23 protein-coding genes are annotated in these 19,383 nt (G+C 64.5%); 16 read left to right on the top strand and 7 right to left on the bottom strand.

From position 1 onward, the window contains the following. Positions 1-1,611, bottom strand: a complete 1,611-nt coding sequence (locus tag JX25_RS00760; RefSeq protein WP_128253228.1) for an alpha-glucosidase family protein — start codon at positions 1,609-1,611, stop codon at positions 1-3. Positions 1,612-1,722: 111 nt separating this feature from the next. On the opposite strand from JX25_RS00760, the gene JX25_RS00755 reads away from it, so the two are divergent. From JX25_RS00755 to JX25_RS00735, 5 genes are all read left to right on the top strand, one after another. After that, positions 1,723-1,992: a GlsB/YeaQ/YmgE family stress response membrane protein gene (locus tag JX25_RS00755; RefSeq protein WP_128253227.1), complete on the top strand. Its 270-nt coding sequence runs from the start codon at positions 1,723-1,725 to the stop codon at positions 1,990-1,992. A 21-nt stretch (positions 1,993-2,013) separates the two neighbouring features. Then, a complete protein-coding gene (locus JX25_RS00750; protein ID WP_128253226.1) occupies positions 2,014-3,027 on the top strand; it encodes a glycosyltransferase family 4 protein in 1,014 nt (337 codons plus the stop codon). Then, positions 3,024-3,647 carry a glycosyltransferase family 29 protein gene (locus tag JX25_RS00745; RefSeq protein WP_128253225.1) on the top strand — a complete coding sequence of 208 codons (624 nt, stop codon included), beginning with the start codon at positions 3,024-3,026 and terminating at the stop codon, positions 3,645-3,647. The genes JX25_RS00750 and JX25_RS00745 overlap by 4 nt, the downstream gene beginning before the upstream one ends. An 87-nt stretch (positions 3,648-3,734) precedes the next feature. Further along, on the top strand, positions 3,735-4,757 hold the full coding sequence (locus JX25_RS00740) for an aspartate-semialdehyde dehydrogenase (RefSeq protein WP_128253224.1): 1,023 nt from the start codon (positions 3,735-3,737) through the stop codon (positions 4,755-4,757). Between the two features lie 91 nt (positions 4,758-4,848). Then, positions 4,849-5,151 (top strand): TM2 domain-containing protein, encoded by a 303-nt coding sequence (locus JX25_RS00735; protein WP_128253223.1) that lies wholly within the window; start codon positions 4,849-4,851, stop codon positions 5,149-5,151. Here JX25_RS00735 and JX25_RS00730 read toward each other — a convergent pair whose 3' ends face one another. Beyond that, positions 5,152-5,799: a carbonic anhydrase gene (locus tag JX25_RS00730; protein WP_128253222.1), complete on the bottom strand. Its 648-nt coding sequence runs from the start codon at positions 5,797-5,799 to the stop codon at positions 5,152-5,154. A gap of 124 nt (positions 5,800-5,923) precedes the next feature. Here JX25_RS00730 and JX25_RS00725 point away from each other — a divergent pair, with 124 nt between their 5' ends. From JX25_RS00725 to JX25_RS00715, 3 genes are read left to right on the top strand one after another with little or no spacing between them, the layout of a single operon-like run. Further along, complete coding sequence (locus tag JX25_RS00725; protein ID WP_128253221.1) at positions 5,924-6,292, top strand: hypothetical protein; 369 nt, start codon at positions 5,924-5,926, stop codon at positions 6,290-6,292. A 59-nt stretch (positions 6,293-6,351) separates the two neighbouring features. Continuing rightward, complete coding sequence (locus JX25_RS00720) at positions 6,352-7,719, top strand: leucyl aminopeptidase family protein (protein ID WP_128253220.1); 1,368 nt, start codon at positions 6,352-6,354, stop codon at positions 7,717-7,719. A gap of 4 nt (positions 7,720-7,723) precedes the next feature. Beyond that, positions 7,724-8,533 carry a C40 family peptidase gene (locus JX25_RS00715; protein ID WP_128253219.1) on the top strand — a complete coding sequence of 270 codons (810 nt, stop codon included), beginning with the start codon at positions 7,724-7,726 and terminating at the stop codon, positions 8,531-8,533. On the opposite strand, the gene JX25_RS00710 is transcribed toward JX25_RS00715, so the two are convergent. Continuing rightward, entirely contained in the window at positions 8,530-8,865 is a 336-nt protein-coding gene (locus tag JX25_RS00710) for a DUF2794 domain-containing protein (protein ID WP_128255129.1), read from the bottom strand. The two genes, JX25_RS00715 and JX25_RS00710, sit on opposite strands and share 4 nt — an antisense overlap. A 193-nt stretch (positions 8,866-9,058) precedes the next feature. Between JX25_RS00710 and JX25_RS00705 the strand changes: the two genes are divergently transcribed. The 3 genes from JX25_RS00705 (at position 9,059) to JX25_RS00695 (ending at position 11,135) form a co-directional block, all read left to right on the top strand. After that, positions 9,059-9,583: an invasion associated locus B family protein gene (locus JX25_RS00705; protein ID WP_128253218.1), complete on the top strand. Its 525-nt coding sequence runs from the start codon at positions 9,059-9,061 to the stop codon at positions 9,581-9,583. A 108-nt stretch (positions 9,584-9,691) separates the two neighbouring features. Further along, a complete protein-coding gene (gene rlmN / locus JX25_RS00700; RefSeq protein WP_128253217.1) occupies positions 9,692-10,870 on the top strand; it encodes a dual-specificity RNA methyltransferase RlmN in 1,179 nt (392 codons plus the stop codon). 49 nt (positions 10,871-10,919) lie between these two features. Continuing rightward, positions 10,920-11,135 (top strand): hypervirulence associated TUDOR domain-containing protein, encoded by a 216-nt coding sequence (locus JX25_RS00695; RefSeq protein WP_128253216.1) that lies wholly within the window; start codon positions 10,920-10,922, stop codon positions 11,133-11,135. On the opposite strand, the gene JX25_RS00690 is transcribed toward JX25_RS00695, so the two are convergent. Beyond that, positions 11,132-11,971, bottom strand: coding sequence for an LOG family protein (locus tag JX25_RS00690; protein ID WP_128253215.1), 840 nt, complete (start codon positions 11,969-11,971; stop codon positions 11,132-11,134). The two genes, JX25_RS00695 and JX25_RS00690, sit on opposite strands and share 4 nt — an antisense overlap. Positions 11,972-12,045: 74 nt before the next feature. Between JX25_RS00690 and dapD the strand changes: the two genes are divergently transcribed. From dapD to dapE, 4 genes are all read left to right on the top strand, one after another. Then, positions 12,046-12,870, top strand: a complete 825-nt coding sequence (gene dapD / locus JX25_RS00685) for a 2,3,4,5-tetrahydropyridine-2,6-dicarboxylate N-succinyltransferase (protein WP_128253214.1) — start codon at positions 12,046-12,048, stop codon at positions 12,868-12,870. Between the two features lie 67 nt (positions 12,871-12,937). After that, complete coding sequence (locus tag JX25_RS00680) at positions 12,938-13,192, top strand: GlsB/YeaQ/YmgE family stress response membrane protein (RefSeq protein WP_128253213.1); 255 nt, start codon at positions 12,938-12,940, stop codon at positions 13,190-13,192. A 105-nt stretch (positions 13,193-13,297) separates the two neighbouring features. Then, positions 13,298-13,618 carry a hypothetical protein gene (locus JX25_RS00675; RefSeq protein ID WP_128253212.1) on the top strand — a complete coding sequence of 107 codons (321 nt, stop codon included), beginning with the start codon at positions 13,298-13,300 and terminating at the stop codon, positions 13,616-13,618. Next, complete coding sequence (gene dapE, locus JX25_RS00670) at positions 13,618-14,763, top strand: succinyl-diaminopimelate desuccinylase (protein ID WP_128255128.1); 1,146 nt, start codon at positions 13,618-13,620, stop codon at positions 14,761-14,763. Before JX25_RS00675 ends, dapE begins: the two co-directional genes overlap by 1 nt. A gap of 4 nt (positions 14,764-14,767) precedes the next feature. Here the strand turns inward: dapE and JX25_RS00665 are convergent, their stop codons facing one another. Continuing rightward, on the bottom strand, positions 14,768-15,487 hold the full coding sequence (locus JX25_RS00665) for an NYN domain-containing protein (RefSeq protein ID WP_128253211.1): 720 nt from the start codon (positions 15,485-15,487) through the stop codon (positions 14,768-14,770). Positions 15,488-15,569: 82 nt separating this feature from the next. On the opposite strand from JX25_RS00665, the gene JX25_RS00660 reads away from it, so the two are divergent. Then, a complete protein-coding gene (locus tag JX25_RS00660; protein WP_164876017.1) occupies positions 15,570-15,839 on the top strand; it encodes an I78 family peptidase inhibitor in 270 nt (89 codons plus the stop codon). Here the strand turns inward: JX25_RS00660 and JX25_RS00655 are convergent. Both JX25_RS00655 and rnr read right to left on the bottom strand, forming a co-directional pair. After that, the gene (locus tag JX25_RS00655) at positions 15,836-17,068 is read right to left on the bottom strand and encodes a lytic murein transglycosylase (RefSeq protein WP_128253209.1); all 1,233 of its coding nucleotides are present in this window, start codon (positions 17,066-17,068) and stop codon (positions 15,836-15,838) included. The two genes, JX25_RS00660 and JX25_RS00655, sit on opposite strands and share 4 nt — an antisense overlap. A 70-nt stretch (positions 17,069-17,138) precedes the next feature. Beyond that, positions 17,139-19,364 (bottom strand): ribonuclease R, encoded by a 2,226-nt coding sequence (gene rnr / locus JX25_RS00650; RefSeq protein WP_128253208.1) that lies wholly within the window; start codon positions 19,362-19,364, stop codon positions 17,139-17,141. Positions 19,365-19,383: the final 19 nt, after the last annotated feature.

Below are 19,383 nucleotides of genomic sequence, written 5' to 3'. Positions count from 1 at the left end.
TCAGCGGACGCGCAACGCCAGATCCGCCCCCACATGCATCCAGGCATAGCCGTTGGGGCCAAGCCGCAATTCCGTCACGTCCAGTTCGGCGTGATGATCGGGCCCGACGCTACCCTCCACGCCTTCGATTTGAAGGGTGACGGCTTCGTGGCCGAGGTTGAAGATGCACAACATCTCCTCCTTTCCCAGCCAGCGGATGAAAGCCAGGATCGGCTCTGGCAGGTCAAGAAACCGCGTCTGCCCGCGCCGCAACACCTTTTGCGCCCGCCGGAAGGCAAGGATGTCGCGATAGGCGTGCAGCACGGAATCGCGACGCGCCTCCTGTGCGGCAACGTGGCGAGCAGCCTGCGGCGGCTTCACCGGCAGCCAGGGCGTGCCGGTGGTGAAACCGCCGTGACGGCTTTCATCCCAGACCATCGGCGTCCGGCATCCGTCGCGGCCCTTTTCATCCGGCCAGAAACGCAGGCCCTTGGGGTCGGTCAGCTCGTGATACTCCAGCTCCGTATCGGTCTGGCCCAGTTCCTCCCCCTGATAAAGGCAGATCGACCCTTCGAGACTGAGCAGCAGCGCTGCCGACTGCTTGGCCACATCCTCGATCCTGCCGCGCCCCGTCCACCGGCCCGCATGGCGCGGCACATCGTGGTTCGAAAACGCCCAGCAGGGCCAGCCGTCGGGCGCACCGGCAAAGAAGCTTTCCACGGTCTTGCGGAAGAAGCGGGCGGAATGGGCATCGCCCAGCATCTCGAACGAATAGGCCATGTGCAGGCGCTTTTCGCCCTTGGTGTATTTGCCCATCACCTCGATCCCACGCAGGGCGTCGCCAACCTCGCCCACCATCATGCGGTCGGGATAGCTGTCGGTCAGCGCGCGCATCTTCTCCAGCCAGCCGATATTTTCGGGCTGCGTCTTGGTGTGGATCTGGTCCTGCATGTCATAAGGGTTGATGGGGGGCCGCGCCATCGGCAGCGCGGGATTCGACCGCAGCCTGACATCGTGGAAATAGTAGTTCACGGTATCCAGCCGGAACCCGTCCACCCCCCGGTCCAGCCAGAAGCGCAGCACATCAAGGAAGTATTCCTGCACCGCGGGATTGTGGAAGTTGAAGGTTGGCTGTCCGGCCAGGAAGTGGTGCATGTAGAACTGGCGGCGGCCGGCATCCCATGTCCATGCGGGGCCGCCGAACACTGAAAGCCAGTTGTTGGGCGGGGTGCCATCGGGCCTCGGATCGGCCCAGATGAACCAGTCGGCCTTGGCATTGGTGCGGTCGCGGCGGCTTTCCGCGAAAAGCGGATGCGTGATCGCGCAATGGCTGAGAACCTGATCGATGATGACCTTCAGGCCCAGATCATGCGCCACGCGCAGCATCTTGTCGAAATCGGCAAGGGTGCCGAAATCGGGATGCACGCCGCGATAATCCGAAACGTCATACCCCATGTCCAGCATGGGCGAGGGGAAGAACGGCGACAGCCAGATCGCATCCACCCCAAGCGAGGCAACATGCGGCAGCCGCCGCGTGATCCCCGGCAGATCCCCGATCCCGTCGCCGTTCGAATCTTGGAACGAACGGGGATAGATCTGATACGTCACCGATCCGCGCCACCAATCCCGCATCTTCCACCTCACTCTTTGCACCGAAGTTAACCGCCTGCGGCAACAAGGAAAGCGGATTTCTTCGCGCCTCACCCTATGTTCATCCCGGAAGCGAAATGAACGAGGACTCCAATGGAAGACGTTCTTCACGGCATCGGCTGGGCCGCACTGGTTCTGACGGTCATCATCGGCGCGCTGGCAGGCTGGATCGCGTCGAAAGTCGCAGGCGGCAACCGCGCACGTTACATCGTGACAGGCATCATCGCGGCTGTGGCCGTGCCGGTGGTGCTTGGCCTTCTTGGCCTCAGCCTGCTGGCGGCTGGCGGGCTGGTTGCCGTGGCACTGGTGGCACTGATCGGGGCCGCGATCGTGCTGGTCATCGCCAAGCTGGTGTTCGACTGAACGACAATCTAGGCAGGGCGCATGGAGATTCTGGTCATCGCCCCCAACCTGAAGCGGCGCCTGTCGGGCGTCACGGCCACCATCGCACGGCTGGTGCCGGTACAGGCCCGCAGCATCGGCATCGTGGCTACTGGCCCGGGCTTGCCTGCCGGTGTGCCGCATGTTCCGCTGTGGCGGGCTGCAACCCTTCCGCGCGACCGCTGGCGCGTCTGGCATGCCCGCCGAAACACAGAGATGTTGCTGGGCCTGATCCTGGCGCGGCTGCTGCGGCGCAGGTTCCGGCTGCTGTTCACCTCTGCCTCGCAGCGCAGCCACAGCGGCTGGACGAAGTGGCTGATCAGGCAGATGGACGGGGTTGTGGCCACCTCGGCCAAGGGTGCCGCCTATCTGGAGCGGGAGGCCGACGTGATCCTGCACGGCATCGACACCGCCACCTTCCGTCCGGCCGACAAGGCGGCCCTGCATGGGCGCCTGGGCCTGCCCCAAGGCCCGCTGATCGGCTGCTTCGGGCGCATCCGCGCCTCGAAGGGGACGGATCATTTCGTCGACGCGATGATCGACCTGCTGCCTGCACGCGCGGGAACGGCCATCGTCATGGGGCGGGCTGTGGACAAGGACCGCCCTTTTCTTGACGATCTGAAGGCGCGCGTCGCCGCCGCCGGTCTTGAAGCGCGCATCCTGTTCAAGCCCGAAGTGAGCGTGGACCGGATGCCCGACTGGTATGCCGCACTGGATCTTTATGTCGCCCCGCAGCGGTGGGAAGGCTTCGGCCTGACACCGCTGGAGGCGATGGCCTGCGGCGTTCCGGTGGTCGCCACCCGCGTAGGCGCGTTCGAGGAACTGGTGGGGCCGGAGGCAGGCCTTCTTGTTCCGCCCGACGATCTGCCCGCCCTGCGGGCAGCGATCGCGCAGATGCTGGACGATCCCTCCTTGCCGCGAATGGCCGAAGCCGCCCGCAGCCGCGTTGAAAACGGTTTCCGGATCGAGGATGAGGCCGAGGCGCTGATCGCCGTCTACCGCCGGATGCTGTCATGAACCAGCTGTCTTTCCTGATCGCGCGCACCCTGCGGAACGAGGCGGCCCTGTCTGCCCTTTCCACCCCGCAACCCGCCCTGCTGGATGAGTGGGCCGATCGCCGCGTGGCGCTGGTGGGCAATGCGCGGGCGCTGGCGCAGGCCGATCATGGCGCAAGCATCGAAGCGGCCCATATCGTAATTCGCATCAACCGTGCGCCCATGCCCGCGGCCAGATCCCATGGCACGCGAACCGACATCCTGGCGCTTGCGACCAGCATTAACGAAAAGGCGCTGGCGCAGCTTTCACCGCAGCGGGTGCTGTGGATGTCGCACAAGCGCAAGCGGCTGCCATGGAGCGTGGCGCAGCGGAAGGGCTTCTATCTGCACCCGCTGGCCGATTATGCCGCGCTGAAGGAACGGCTTGGCGCGCCCCCCACCACAGGCGCGATGATGATCGACCTTCTGGCGCGTTCGGATGCGAAACAGGTCGATCTTTACGGTTTCGATTTCTTTGCATCCCTGTCACTTTCCGGTCGTCGGGGGGCCGATCAGGTTCCACATGACTTTTCAGCCGAGGCGGAATGGGTGCAGGCCCTGATCGCGCAAGAATCGCGCTTTTTTCTGCATCCTCACGGATAAACCTTTCAACTTTTCGGTGTGTGCAGTAAGGGGACGCGTCCCTTGACGATAAAGGGATGTCCCTCTCAGACGAAAAGGAGGTCCATCGTGGGCTACAGGGTCGTCGTCGCGGGCGCCACGGGTAACGTGGGTCGCGAAATGCTGAACATCCTCGCCGAGCGCGAGTTTCCGATCGATGAAATCGTGGCGCTGGCGTCGCGCAAATCCATTGGCACCGAGGTCAGCTTTGGCGACAAGACACTGAAGACCAAGGATCTGGACACCTTCGACTTTGCCGGCTGGGACATGGCGCTTTTCGCCGTGGGTTCGGAAGCGACGAAAACCTATGCGCCCAAGGCTGCGGCAGCGGGCTGCGTCGTGATCGACAACTCCTCGCTTTACCGCTACGATCCGGCGGTGCCGCTGGTCGTTCCGGAAGTGAACGCCGAAGCCGTGGATGGCTACACCAAGAAGAACATCATTGCGAACCCCAACTGCTCCACCGCGCAGATGGTCGTCGCGCTGAAGCCGCTGCATGACCGCGCGAAGATCAAGCGCGTCGTGGTGTCCACCTACCAGTCTGTGTCGGGTGCCGGCAAGGAAGGCATCGACGAGCTTTGGGACCAGACCAAGGGCCTTTACGTTCCCGGTCAGGAAGTTGCACCGTCGAAATTCTCCAAGCAGATCGCCTTCAACGTGATCCCGCATATCGACGTCTTCCTTGACGACGGTTCCACCAAGGAAGAGTGGAAGATGGTCGCCGAAACGAAGAAGATCCTCGACAAGGACATCCGCGTGACCGCGACCTGCGTGCGCGTGCCCGTCTTTGTCGGCCATTCGGAATCCATCAACATCGAGTTCGAGGACTTCCTGGACGAGGCCGAGGCCCGCGACATCCTGCGCGAAGCCCCCGGCATCCTTGTCGTCGACAAGCGCGAGACCGGCGGCTACATCACCCCGATCGAAAGCGTGGGCGAATACGCCACCTACATCTCGCGCATCCGTCAGGACAGCACGATCGACAATGGCATCAACCTTTGGTGTGTGTCGGACAACCTGCGCAAGGGCGCGGCGCTGAACGCGGTGCAGATCGCCGAGGTTCTGGGCAAGCGCTGCCTGAAGAAAGGCTGACGGAAAGGGCGCCCTGCGGGGCGCCTTTTTCATTGCATCGGGCGCACCACGCGCCCAGAAACGCCGTCATGATAATTTGGAAGGTGTTTCCATGCTTGATACCCAACAGCAGATTCTGGTCGAACAGCGCGTCACGAACGAGGCGAAGTCCACCGCCGCGGCCTATCTTCTGTGGTTCTTTCTTGGCACCTTCGGTGTGCATCGCATCTATCTTGGCCATCTGAAGACGGGCCTTGCGATGCTGGTCCTGATGCTGCTGGGAATGCTGACCTTCGGCATCACATCGCTTGTGGTGCTGGTCTGGTGGGTCGTGGATCTGTTCCTTGTCCCCGGCATGATCGCAAGGGACAAGGACCGTGTGCGCGCCCGCCTGACGGCAGAGCTTTCCCGCTGATCAGACGGGGACGAAGGCGCGCTCGCGCCAATCGTAATGTTCCAGCCCGCCTTCGCCGATGTCGTTCCAGCACCCGTGCAGGGTCAGCAGGCCGCCGGCCACCGCATCACGCACGAAGGGGAAGGTCATCAGATTTTCAAGGCTGGTCATCACCGCCTCGTTTTCCAGCGCGCGCAGGGGATCGGCCGGGGCCGCTTCCTTCACACGCTGATAGCCGGGACGCAGGATGTCCATCCAGCGGCCCACGAACGAGGTTGATGCCTCGAGGTCCGGCGCACGGCCTTCGCACATGTCGTGGCACCCCTTCACGCCGCCGCAGCTGGAATGGCCAAGCACCACCAGATGCGCCACTTTCAGCGCCGTCACCGCATATTCCACGGCGGCCGAGGTGCCGTGATAATCCCCATCGGGATCATAGGGCGGCACAAGGTTGGCCACGTTGCGGTGGATGAACAGCTCTCCCGAATCGGCGCCGAAGATCTGGGCCACGTCCACGCGGCTGTCGCAGCAGGCGATGACCATCGCGCGGGGATGCTGCCCCTCGCCGGCCAGGCGGCGATACCATGCGTGATTGGCCGCATAGGTCGTGGCGCGCCATCCATGATAGCGCTGGATAAGGTAATGGGGCAGAGGGCGTGCGTCCTTCATCGGAACTCCTGTCGTTTGGACCGAGGGGCAAATGCCGGGTGACGGTCTTTTTACATGGAACCGGCGGCGACGAAATACTGTTCCGTCGCATCAAGGCCTGCAGCAGCGGAAAGGGCGAGCATTGATGGCAATAATCCATACCCTTACCCCGCAGGACGTCATCCGGCATGATCCGGGTCCTGTTGCGGGAATATACCGCGATCATGGCGGACAGGCGGCCCGTATCGTTCGCAAGCGCCTTGCTGCCCTTGCCTTGGAAACGGCAAAGGCGGCCGATCTGGAAAAGCAGCGCGATCTGGAGGCCCTGCCCGCGCGGCTTCGGCAGATCGCCGGGATGGCGGCGGATCTGGGCCTTTTATCGCTGGCGGACGCCGCCGCCGCGGCCGAACACCATCTGGGCGGCGTGGCCTTTCCGGCGCTTTGGGCCCGGGTTCTGCGCCTGACCGAGGCTGCGCTGAATCCCGCCAGTGACCTCCTTCAGGCGCAGCAATAGGCGCTTGCAGCGGTCCGGCAAAGGACTAGGCTCGGCCCGCTACAAGACCGGAGCCTGCCATGACCCTTGCCATTTCCGCACCCGACGCCACCTCGCGTCCACTGCACATCGTTTCCGCCGAAGCGCTGGAGGGGTGGCTGGCACAGCAGACCGCGCCCGTTTCGGCATGGCTGCGCGGCAGCGGCTTTGCGGCGGCACTTGGGGATCTGCGGCTTTTGCCCGGCATTGACGGGGCCCCTGCCGCAGCCGTCATCGGCCACGGAACGGCTGCCACCCGCCGCCGCGTGCGGTTCGGCCTTGCCCCCGCCGCCCGCCTGCCGGAAGGTGACTGGCATCTTGAGGGCGCGATGAGCGACGCCGACCGGGACGAGGCCGTGCTGGCCTTTCTGCTGGGCGGCTACCGCTTTGGCCGATATCGCAAGGGAACCACCATGGGCGCCCGGCTGAAGCTGCCCGACGGGTGCGAACGTCTGGTGCATATCGCCAAAGGCGAATGGCTGACGCGCGATCTGATCAACACCCCCGCTGCCGATATGGGCCCGGAGGAGCTTGAGGGGGTGGTCGCAGCCCTCGCCTCCCGCCACGGCGCGCAGCTTGAGGTGACAAAGGGGGAGGCGCTGGAAACCGGCTTTCCGATGATCCATGCCGTCGGTCAGGGATCGCACCGCGCGCCGCGCCTTCTGGACATGCGCTGGGGCACGGGCGGGCCGCAACTGACGCTGGTGGGCAAGGGGGTTTGCTTCGATACGGGCGGGCTGGACATCAAGCCTGCCGCCTCCATGCTGCTGATGAAAAAGGACATGGGCGGCGCAGCGGCGGTGCTGGGGCTGGCACAAACGATCATGGCGCTTGATCTGCCGATCCGTCTGCGCGTGCTGATCCCGGCGGTGGAGAATGCGGTATCCGAACGGGCGATGCGGCCGGGCGACATCCTGACCTCGCGCAAGGGCCTGACGGTGGAGGTGAACAACACCGATGCCGAGGGGCGTCTGGTTCTGGCCGATGCGCTGGCGCTTGCTGCGGAGGAGGAGGCCGATCTCACCATCTCCATGGCGACGCTGACGGGCGCGGCCCGCGTGGCGATGGGGCCGGATCTTGCGCCCTTCTTCACCGATGACGACGCGGCAGCAGCAGCCCTGCAACAGGCGGGAACGCAGGTGCGCGACCCGCTTTGGCGGCTTCCCTTCTGGGACCCTTATGAAACGATGATCGAACCGGCCATCGCCGATCTGGACAATGCGCCGGGCGGCGGCATGGCGGGCGCGATCACGGCGGCATTGTTCCTTCGGCGCTTCACCAAGGGGCGTTATGTCCATTTCGACATCTATGGCCACCAGCCCTCAGATGCGCCCGCACGCCCGAAAGGGGGCGTCGGCCAAGGGGCGCGGGCCATTCTTGCCGCCCTTCCCGATCTGCTGCGGGTGTGACCTCATGGACCGGCGCATGACCCCCGCAACCCGCCGCATTGCGCATGAAAGCCTGCGCGGCAAGATCGACGCCCCCGCCTTCACGGAGGGAGAGGCGCGGCAGATCTCCGTCCCGCTGGTCGACCTTCTGGCAGCCCCGCAAGGCGCGCGGGATCGTCAGCTTGTGATGGGCGAAAGCTTCACCGTGGTGGATCACGATCACCACTTCGCCTTCGGCTTTGCGACCAAGGACGGATATTGCGGCTGGCTTCCCACCACCGCGCTGGAACCGGCGCTGCCGCAGACGCACTGGCTCGCCTTTCCGGCCAGCCATCTTTATCCCGAACCGCGCGTTCAGGCGCGGGTGATCGACGTGCTGACCATGGGCGCGCGCCTGACGGTCATCGGCGAACAGGGGCCCTGGCTGGAAACCACCAAAGGCTTCATCTGGGGCGCGCATCTGCGCCCGCTGGGCAACTGGATGGCCGACCCCGTGGCCGTGGCCGAACGGTTTCTTGGCACGCCCTATCTTTGGGGCGGGAACAGCCGCGCCGGGATCGACTGTTCGGGTCTTGTGCAAATCTCGCAGCTGGCCTGCGGACGGCGCTGCCCGGGCGACAGCGATCTTCAGCAGTCCATCGGAACGGAAGTTGAAGGGCCGCTGCAGCGGGGCGATCTGCTGTTCTGGAAGGGCCATGTCGCCATGGCAATGGACGAAAGGCGCATGATCCACGCCACGGGCGCGTTCATGTCCACCGTGATCGAGGATATCGAGGTGGCCATCGACCGCATCGCGGCCGCGGGGCATCCGCTGGCCGCACGGCGCCGCCCCTAATCCACGGCGCGGATCGACTTTCGCTCCAGCACCCGCAGCACCTGTGCCAGATCGTGCCCCCGCCGCAGGATCTGGCCATCCATCCCCCCGACCGAATACATCCCCTGCCGCTGGCGCAGCTTCGACCGCTTCTCGATCCGGTAAAGCGGGAATTCGGCCGTGCGCCGAAAGACCGAAAACACCGCAAGTTCGCGCAGGCCGGAAATGCCGTAATCGCGCCATTCGCCCTGCGCCACCATCCGGCCGTAAAGCGACAGGATCAGGCCAAGCTCCTTCCGGTCGAAATGGACCTGTTCGGCAGCGGCGGGGGTGAAGGGGATCGTGGTGCTCATCCAGTTGATGTTGCCCCTCGGAACGGCGGTTTCAAGCTTGCGGGCGGCCATTGCCTCACAGATACGCGATGGCCTGCCAGATGGCCTTTGAAAGCGCGGGACTTTCACGGTATGAACGGTCATCGAGTTGAACGGGCCCGCGCCATTGAATCGCGCAAAGACGCAGGCCGGGCCGGAACGGAGAGGCTGGGACATGACATCGCTGAACGCGCGCCTGATCGGCGCGGCCATGCTGGCACTTGCCGCGACCGGCGCCGCTGCGCAGGAATCGACGAATCGGGTGGCCACCAAGACCGACTGGAGCGTGTTCACCGAGGACGGGCCGAAGGAATGTTGGGGCGTTTCCAGCCCGAAAAGTACCGTCAACACGCGCAACGGCCAGCCTGCCGAAGTGTCGCGCGGCGACATCCTGCTTTACGTCACCTTCCGTCCCGGTGCGGGCGCCAATGGTGCGGTTTCCTTCACGGGCGGCTATCCCTTCGCCGGCGGCTCCACCGTGGATATGGAAATCAACGGCCGCTCCTTCTCGCTGGTGACGGATGGCGACTGGGCGTGGCCGGCCGATAGCGCGGGCGATGCCGCCGTGCTGGCCGCGATGAAGGCCGGGTCCGAAGCGGTGCTGACGGCGCGGTCGGCCCGCGGCACGCAAACCAAAGATACCTTCTCGCTCATGGGGTTCACCGCCGCGATGACCGAGGCCGAGAACCGCTGCAAGTAAGCCATGCGGCAGATGCAAGGCGCCCCGGCAGGTTCCGGGGCGTTTTTGCATTTAATTTGCAGCCGGAATCGCTTATATACCTGCCTTCCCCACATCCTCGAGGACGCCATGAACGCCACCGCCCCCATCACGCAGGACGTGCTGACCCTTCCGCGCAAGCTGCCCGAGGGTGCGAAGACGAACATCATCGGCCTGACCCGCCCGCAGCTTCACGCCGCGCTGGTGGAAATGGGCACGCCCGATCGTCAGGCGAAGATGCGTGTCGGGCAGGTGTGGCAGTGGCTTTATCACTGGGGCGTGCGCGATTTTGCGGCAATGACCAACCTTGCCAAGGATTATCGCGCCAAGCTGGCCGATCATTTCGACATCGTCATCCCCGAGGTTGTCAGCCGCCAGATCTCGGAAGACGGGACGCGCAAGTACCTTGTCCGCATCGCCGGCGGGCACGAGGTCGAAACCGTCTACATCCCCGAAGAAGGCCGCGGCACCCTTTGCGTATCATCGCAGGTGGGCTGCACGCTGACCTGTTCCTTCTGCCATACCGGCACGCAAAAGCTGGTCCGCAACCTGACAGCCGGCGAAATCGTCGGCCAGCTGATGCTGGCACGCGATGATCTGGGCGAATGGCCGGAACAGGGCGCGCCCAAGGATGAACAGCGCCTTGTGTCCAACATCGTCCTGATGGGCATGGGGGAGCCGCTTTACAACTTCGACAACGTGCGCGACGCGATGAAGGTCGTGATGGATGGCGAGGGGCTGTCGCTGTCGCGCCGCCGCATCACGCTGTCCACTTCTGGCGTGGTGCCGGAAATCGCCAAGACCGCCGAGGAAATCGGCTGCCTGCTGGCGGTCAGCTTCCACGCCACCACCGACGAGGTGCGCGACAAGCTGGTCCCGATCAACAAGCGCTGGAACATCAAGACGCTGCTGGACGCGCTGCGTGATTATCCGCGCCTGTCGAATTCCGAACGGATCACCTTTGAATACGTGATGCTGAAGGGCGTGAACGATACGGATGCCGATGCCAAGCGGCTGGTGAAGCTGATCCAGGGCATTCCAGCCAAGATCAACCTGATCCCGTTCAACGAATGGCCCGGCAGCGCCTACCAGCGGTCGGACTGGGACCGGATCGAGAAGTTCGCCGACATCATCTATCATGCCGGCTATGCCTCCCCCATCCGCAAGCCGCGCGGCGAGGATATCATGGCCGCCTGCGGGCAGCTGAAATCGGCAACCGAACGCCAGCGCAAGTCGCGCGCGGAAATCGCGGCCGAAGCCGGCCTTTGACGGGAACGCCCTGCCCCTTTCGCGGTTGCCCCGCGAAAGGGAGATGCGGATGACACGATTCCACAAGGGCGACACGGTTCAATGGAACTGGGGCGGCAGCACGGCAAAGGCCGAGGTTGCCGATATCTTTACCCGCAAGGTACAACGCACCCTGAAGGGCAAGAAGGTGACCCGGAACGGATCAAAGAAATGCCCCGCCTACCTGCTGAAACAGGAAGACGGGGACAAGATCCTCAAGCTCCATTCAGAGCTGTCGAAGGTCTAGCGCACCAGCGGGCCAAGCGGCGGCGGCTCCCACGCGTCCAGCGCGGCAACGGCCTCTTCGGCCGTTTCGACATACTGGAACAGCTCCAGATCCGTGGCCGCGATGGTGCCGGACGCTTCCAGCGCCTCCCAGTTTATGATCGAATCCCAGAAGGCGCGTCCGAACAGCAGCACGGGGATGCGCTTCATGCGGCGGGTCTGGATCAGCGTCAGCGTTTCGAACATCTCGTCCAGCGTGCCGAAGCCGCCGGGGAAAACGCAAAGCGCCTCGGCCCGCATCAGGAAGTGCATCTTCCGCAATGCGAAATAGTGGAAGTTGAACGAAAGCTCCGGCGTCACAAAGGCATTCGGCGCCTGTTCGAAGGGCAGCACGATGTTCAGCCCGACAGAACGGCCGCCCGCTTCGGCCGCGCCGCGGTTGCCGGCTTCCATCACGCCCGGCCCGCCGCCGGTGCAGATGACGCCCGTCCGCCCGCCATTGGCAAGGCAGCGTTCCGTCATCAGGTGGGCGAAGCGACGCGCTTCATCATAGAAATGCGAAAGCTCGGCCAGTGCAGGGGTGCGGGCCGTGTCCTTCTTCGCGGGCTCGGGAATGCGCGCCCCGCCGAACAGGACGATGGTGCTGTCCACACCTTCTTCGTCCAGCGACATCTGCACCTTCAGTAGTTCCAGCTGCAGCCGGATCGGGCGCAGCTCCTCTCGCGTCAGGAAATCTTCATCCGCAAAGGCCAGACGATAGGCGGGCGATCGGCTCTGCGGCGTTTCGGGCACCCTGTCGGCGGTTTGGCGGTCTTGGGCCGAATGGCGCAGCGGGTGCTTGCGGGTCTCTTCGTTCATGTCCGTCCTTCGCGAGTTGCGGGGCATGCCCCCCGCGTTTATAGCCATTCCAGACCCAATTGAAAGGATGCCCCGTGACGAACGCCGCGCTGAAAACCGCCATCGAAGCCGCGTGGGAAGCCCGCGACACCATCACCCCCGCCACCACCGGCGAAACGCGCGATGCCATCGAAGCGACGCTGTCGGCGCTTGATGCCGGCACCCTGCGCGTGGCCGAAAAGCATGGCAACGACTGGCACGTCAACCAGTGGGCGAAGAAGGCGGTGCTTCTGGGCTTCCGCCTGAAGGACATGGAGATGCAGTCGGGCGGCCCGCAGGGCGGCGGCTGGTGGGACAAGGTGGACAGCAAGTTCGCCGGCTGGGGCGAGAGTGAATGGAAAGCCGCAGGCTTCCGTGCCGTTCCGAACTGCGTCGTCCGCCGGTCGGCCTTCATCGCCAAGGGCGTTGTGCTGATGCCGTCCTTCGTCAACCTTGGTGCATTCGTGGATGAAGGCACCATGGTCGATACCTGGGCCACCGTCGGATCCTGCGCCCAGATCGGCAAGAACGTCCACCTGTCGGGCGGTGTCGGAATCGGCGGCGTGCTGGAACCCATGCAGGCCGGCCCCACCATCATCGAGGATAACTGCTTCATCGGCGCCCGCTCCGAGGTGGTCGAGGGCGTGATCGTCCGCGAAGGCTCGGTCCTTGGCATGGGCGTCTATATCGGCCAGTCCACCAAGATCGTGGATCGCGAAACCGGCGAAGTGATGTATGGCGAAGTGCCGGCAGGTTCGGTCGTGGTGTCCGGTTCGCTGCCCTCCAAGAACGGCGTGCATCTTTACTGCGCCGTCATCGTGAAGAAGGTGGATGCCAAGACCCGTTCGAAAACGTCCATCAACGAACTTCTTCGGGACTGACCGGCGGAACCTTGCCGCCCGCAGTTGCGTTGCCCGCTTAACAGCAACCTACTGAAGGGACACGGACATGCAAGGACTTGGGTGGATCGCCGCCATCATCGTTGGCGCAATCGCAGGCTGGATCGCCGAGAAGCTGATGAAGTCCGACCACGGGCTTTTGATGAACATCATCCTGGGTATCCTCGGTGCTCTCATCATGAACTTCATCCTCGTCACGCTTCTGGGCGCGACGCTGGGCGGCTGGATCGGCCAGCTGGTCGTGGGTGTCATCGGTGCGTGCATCCTGATCGCACTGGGCCGCATGCTGCGCCGCAAGACCTGATCCGGGCGGCATATTCCGAACCGCACCCCGCGCAACCGCGCGGGGTGTTTTCGTTTGTTGCGCCCCGCCCGCGAACCTGCCAAACCAAGGCAAAAGGATAGGACCATGACCGAAAAGCGCCCCCAACAGGTCTTTACGCTGGTGATCGAGGTTGGCCGCAAGCCGGGCGACGGCCTGCCCGACAAGGCGACGGGCGCGGCGCTGATCTGCTATGCCTCGGGCGTGGACGAGGCAGAGGCCGTGCGCGAAACCGTCGCCATCCTGAAGCAGGCCGACCTCGCCCCGCTGGACGTGTCCGGCTATGGCACGCTGGATGAACGGCTGAAGAACGGCGACGAGATCGACGACGAGGAGCGCGAGCTGATGGAACGCGCGCTGGCCGAAAATTCGGTCGTCGTGGCCCAGATGACCCCTTTCTACGAGTGATCCCCATGACCGACCCCGTCGCGCTGACCGCCGAACTTGTCCGCTGCCCGTCCGTCACCCCGAACGAGGGCGGCGCGCTGGTACTGATGGAGCGTTTGCTGACCGAGGCCGGCTTTGCTTGCACGCGGGTGGATCGCGGCGGCATCTGCAACCTTTTCGCCCGCTGGGGACGGCAGGGCGCGAACCGCACCTTCGGCTTCAACGGCCATGTGGATGTGGTGCCGGAGGGCAATGTCGCCGACTGGACGCATGACCCCTTCGAGGCGGTGATCGAGGATGGCTGGCTGTACGGGCGCGGCGCGACCGACATGAAATCCGGCGTGGCGGCCTTTGCGGCGGCTGCGGTGGATTTCGTGAAGGACACGCCCCCCGACGGCGCCCTCATCCTTGCCCTGACTGGGGATGAGGAAGCCGATGCCGAACATGGCACGGTGGCGCTGCTGGACTGGATGGCCGCGCAGGGCGAAAAGATGGATGTCTGCCTTGTGGGCGAACCCACCTGCCCCGAGGTGATAGGCGACATGATGAAGATCGGCCGGCGCGGCTCGGTCACCGTGAAGTTCACCGCCAAGGGCTTGCAGGGCCATTCCGCCTATCCTCACCGCGCAAAAAATCCCGTTGCCGCGCTGGCCCGCCTGATCGCACGGCTGGAGGAAACCCCGCTGGACGAAGGCAATGCCCATTTCGACGCCTCGACCCTTGCCACGGTCACCTTTGACACCGGCAACCCTGCCACCAACGTCATCCCGGCGGAGGCGCGGGCCACCGTGAACATCCGCTTCAACGACGAACATTCCGGCCAAGGCCTGATCGAACGCCTTGGTGCCGAAGCCGCGAAGGTCGAGGCCGAGACCGGCGTGGTCATCACCCTGTCCGCAAAGATCAGCGGCGACAGCTTCGTCACCCCGCCCGGCGCGCTGACCGAACTTGTTGCCAGCGCGGTGATGGCGGAAACGGGACGCCACCCCGAACCGTCCACCTCGGGTGGAACATCAGATGCGCGTTTCGTGAAGGATCACTGCCCCGTGGTCGAATTCGGGCTGGTCGGCCACCGGATGCATGCGGTGGATGAACGCGTGCGGGTGCAAGACATCCACACGCTTAAGTCAATCTACACCCGCATCCTGCGCGATTATTTCGCCTGACCCTTCAGGCGAGGTCGCGCGCCAGAAGCTGACCGCCCTCGCCCATCACCACCTCGAACCGGCTGACCTTGCGCACGAGGTCCGACAGCTTGGCCGCGCCATAGGTGCGCGTGTCGAAGTCGGGATTGGCCTGTGTAATGTATTGGCCGATCTGGCCCAGCGAATACCACTCCCCCTCCGGATCGATGGCGCGCATGGCGGCGGCGATCAGGGGAATAGCGCTGGCGGGCGGCTCTTTCGCGGGGCGGGGGGTCGCGGGCTGCTCCGGCTCTGGCGTTTCGCGCGCGGTCAGGTTCTCGACATAGATGAAACGTTTGCAGGCCATGCGGAACGCTTCGGGCGTTTTCTTTTCCCCGATCCCGTAAACATCCAGCCCCTGTTCGCGGATCCGCGCCGCCAGCCGCGTGAAATCGCTGTCAGAGCTGACAAGCACGAAGCCATCGAACAGCCCGGAATGCAGGAAATCCATGGCTGAAATGACCAGCCCGATATCCGAGGCGTTCTTTCCGCGCGTGTTGGAAAACTGCTGGTCGGCCACAAGGCCAAGGCTTGCCACCTTTTCGGCCCAGTTCTTCAGCCGCAGCGCCGACCAGTCGCCATAGATGCGCCGGACCGAAGCCTCGCCTAGCGAGGCGATCTCCTCGAAAATGCTTTCGGCGTAATGTGCAGGCACGTTGTCCGCGTCGATCAGGACGCAAAGGCGGGGTGTGCGGTCATCGGGCATGAAGGCTCCTTTTCGTCGGTTGTAGCAGAGCCTGTGGCGCGCGCCAGTTCCCGTACTACCTCATACAATCATGGAGGACATCATGAAATACATCGCATTCATCGTCGCAGGTCTGACGCTCGCCGCTTGCGAGACCACGACCCGCACCACCGTCGTCGCCCCGGCCACCTGCGAGGCAGGACCTTACCAAACCTGGATCGGCAAGGATTCGGCCAGCCTGAGCGGGATGCAAACGCCCTACACGCTGCGCATCATCCGGCCGAACCAGCCGGTGACGCTGGACTTCAACCCCTCGCGCCTGAACGTGGAAACGGACGCGAAGGGTGTCATCACCGCCGTGCGCTGCGGTTAACGCAGGCGCGCCAGCAAAGAGGCGCTGGCATACCCGTCGGGGATCAACCCGGCCGAACGCTGATAGGCGGTGATCGCCGCCACGGTGTTCGGCCCCACGCGCCCGTCGGTGCCCTGCGTGTCAAAGCCGCGGCGCGTCAGCCTTTCCTGCAGCTCTTGCGTCTGGCTGCGGCTCAGCGGTGCTTCGGCATCGGACGGAATGTTGCGGATGGGCCCAAGGCCCTTCAGCCGGTCCGCCAGATGCCCCACGCCGATGACATAGCTGTCGGCGGCATTATACCGTTCGATCGCGCGGAAGTTCTGGAAGATCATAAAAGCCGCGCCTTTCGCCCCGCCCGGAAGCAGGATCGACGCATCCCCCTGCGGCAGGGCACGCCCGTCCGCAGACCGCACGCCTTGCGCCGCCCACGAGGCTGCAGCCATGCGGGTGCTTTTGCCGATCCGGCTGTAATCGAAGCCCTGCGGCAGCACGACCTCCATTCCCCAGATTCCGCCGGGCTGCCAGCCGGACCGCGCAAGATAGGCCGCGGTGGAAGCCAGCGCATCCGTCGGATCATCCGACCAGATATCGCGCCGCCCGTCGCCGTTGAAATCGACGGCATAACCAAGGAACGAGGACGGCATGAACTGCGTGTGCCCCATCGCGCCGGCCCAGCTTCCGGTCATGTTGGCGGGTGTCACATCGCCCGCCTGCACAATCTTCAGCGCGTCGATCAGCTGCGCTTCAAAGAAGGACGCGCGCCGCCCGTGATAGGCCAGTGTCGTCAGGCTTTCGATCAGGTGGAAGTTTCCGCGATTGGCGCCATAGTTTGATTCCATGCCCCAGACGGCGACGACGATTTCCTTGTCCACGCCATATTGCGCCTCGATCGCATCGAGGGTGGAGGCATAGCGGGCCAGCATCGCCCGCCCGTTCTCGATCCGGCTGGGGGAAACGGCGCTTTCCAGATACTGCCAGACGGTCTTGGTGAATTCCGACTGCCGCCCGTCAAGGCGCACCACCTCGGCGTTGTAACGGACATCGGCAAAAGCCCGGTTCAACGTGGCGGGGCTGATGCCCGCGCGTTCCGCCCGCGGGCGGAAGCCGGCGATCCAGGCACGCATGCCAGCCTCCGAGCCTGCATCGACAGGGGAGGCCGTAACCGGCCGGGGCGAGGTTGTCACGTTTCCGGGGCTGGCGCAGGCGCCAAGAAGGGTCAGCACGCTGGCCGTCAGAAGGATGTTCCGCATTGGTCTTCACCGCTCGATCTTATTGTTGGGGCCGAGTGTAGCCCCAACACGCGCGGTGGCAAAGGATTGCTTAATGGCGTGACCGGATGACGCGGCGTTTCCGCTCAACCTTGGCGGGTTTCCGCGGGCCGCCACGGCCGCGCTTTTGCTGCGGGCGGCGCGGCAGGGCGTCGCCCTCCAGTTCCAGCAGTTCCAGCATCAGTCCGCCGGTCACCGGCACGGCTTCCACCAGCCGCACAAGAACGCGCTGCCCGATGCCCAGAACAAGGCCGGAATTGCTGCCCGTCAGCACTTGGCTGTCGGCATCGAAGTGGAAGAACTCGTGCCCAAGGCTGCGGATCGGGATCAGCCCGTCCGCACCGGTTTCGTCCAGCTTCACGAACAGGCCGAAGCGCTGCACGCCAGCGATGCGTCCCGTAAACTCCGCCCCCACCCGGTCGGACAGCCACGCCGCCAGATAGCGGTCGTTCGTGTCGCGTTCGGCCATCATCGACCGGCGCTCCGTATCCGAGATTTGCTTTGCCGTGTCGGCCAGATTCTCGATATCGAACGGCGACAGCCCGTCCTTGCCCCAGCCATGCCCCGAAATCAGCGCGCGGTGCACGATCAGGTCCGAATACCGGCGGATCGGCGAGGTGAAATGCGCATAGTTCCGCAGCGCCAGCCCGAAATGGCCGAAATTCTCGGGGTAGTAATAGGCCTGCGTCATGGACCGCAGGGTCGTGACGTTGATCAGCTCGTCAAAATCGGTGCCGCCCGCCTGATCCAGAAGACGGTTCAGGTGGCTGGTCTGCAACACCTGCCCCCGCGCCAGCGTGAAGCCCGAAGCTTCGGCAATCTCGCGCAGCACGTCCAGCTTTTCGGGGCTGGGTTCTTCGTGAACACGGAACAGCAGGGGGCGGCGCAGGCGGATCAGTTCCTCGGCCGCCGAAACATTGGCAAGGATCATGAACTCTTCGATCAGGCGGTGCGCGTCCAGCCGTTCGCGGAACGCGACAGAGGCGACCTTGCCATCCTCGGTCAGTTCGATCCGCCGTTCCGGCAGGTCCAGATCCAGCGGCTGGCGACGGTCCCGCGCTGCCTTCGCCGCTTGATATGCACCATATAGCGGCGCGATGATGTCATCCATCAGCGGGGCCGTGCGGTCCGAAAGCTGGCCATCCTGCGCGGCCTGCACTTCGCCATAGGTCAAGCTGGCGGCAGAGCGCATCATCCCGCGCACGAAGCGATGGCCGATCTTGTTGCCATCGGCATCCAGATGCATCCGCACGGCAAGGCAGGGACGGTCCACGCCTTCATGCAGCGAACACAGATCACCCGAAAGCACGTCGGGCAGCATCGGCACCACGCGATCGGGGAAATAGGTGGAGTTGCCGCGCCGCCGCGCCTCGCGGTCTAGTTGCGAACCGGGCGTGACATAATGGGCCACATCCGCAATGGCGACCCAGACGATATGGCCCCCGTCCGGCGCAGCCTCGGCATAGACAGCATCGTCATGGTCGCGTGCATCCGCAGGGTCGATGGTGACCAGCGGCAGATCGCGCAGATCCTCGCGCCCGTCCATGGGCGCGGGTTTAGCAGCCTCCGCCTCGGCCACCACGGAATCGGGGAAATGATCAGGAATGCCGTGCTGGTGGATCGCGATCAGCGAGATGGCACGCGGGGCCGACGGATCGCCCAGCCGCGCCACGATCCGCGCACGCGGCAGGCCCATGCGCTTGGATCCGGCCTGCTCGGCCTCCACCAATTCGCCGTCGCGGGCATCGTTCGTATCCTCGCGCGCGACAAGCCATTCCTTGTCCTGCCCCTTGTCGATGGGCACGATGCGGCCGAAGTCCGCCCCCTTGCGGAAGATGCCCAGCACGCGCAGCGGGTTGGACCCGATCTTGCGGATCAGCCGACCCTCGTAAGTGTGATCCTCGTCCTCCACGGCCGTCAGGCGCGCCAGCACCTTGTCCCCCGCGCCAAGCGCATCGGACGGGGCAGTGCGCATCAGGATGCGCGGGGCATCGCCTTCGCCTTCCCATTCCAGAGGCAGCGCGAAAAGATCGCCCGAAGCGTCCGGCCCCTCGATCCGCAGGATCGAAACGGGCGGCAGGGTGGCGGCGTCACGATAGCTGCGCCGCTTGCGCTGCAGCGCGCCATCGGCCTCCATCTCTTTCAGCAGGCGCTTCAGTTCGATCCGAAGCGCACCCCCTTTGATGCCGAAGGCCTTGGCGATGTCGCGCTTGGCCGTCTGCGTCGGGTTATCGGTGATCCATTGAAGGATCTGCTCTTTCGAGGGCAATCTATCCATTACCTGCAGCTAGCACGCC

Source organism: Falsirhodobacter deserti (genome assembly GCF_004015795.1).
GTDB classification, from domain to species: domain Bacteria; phylum Pseudomonadota; class Alphaproteobacteria; order Rhodobacterales; family Rhodobacteraceae; genus Falsirhodobacter; species Falsirhodobacter deserti.
This window is presented reverse-complemented; position numbering and strand designations above follow the sequence as displayed.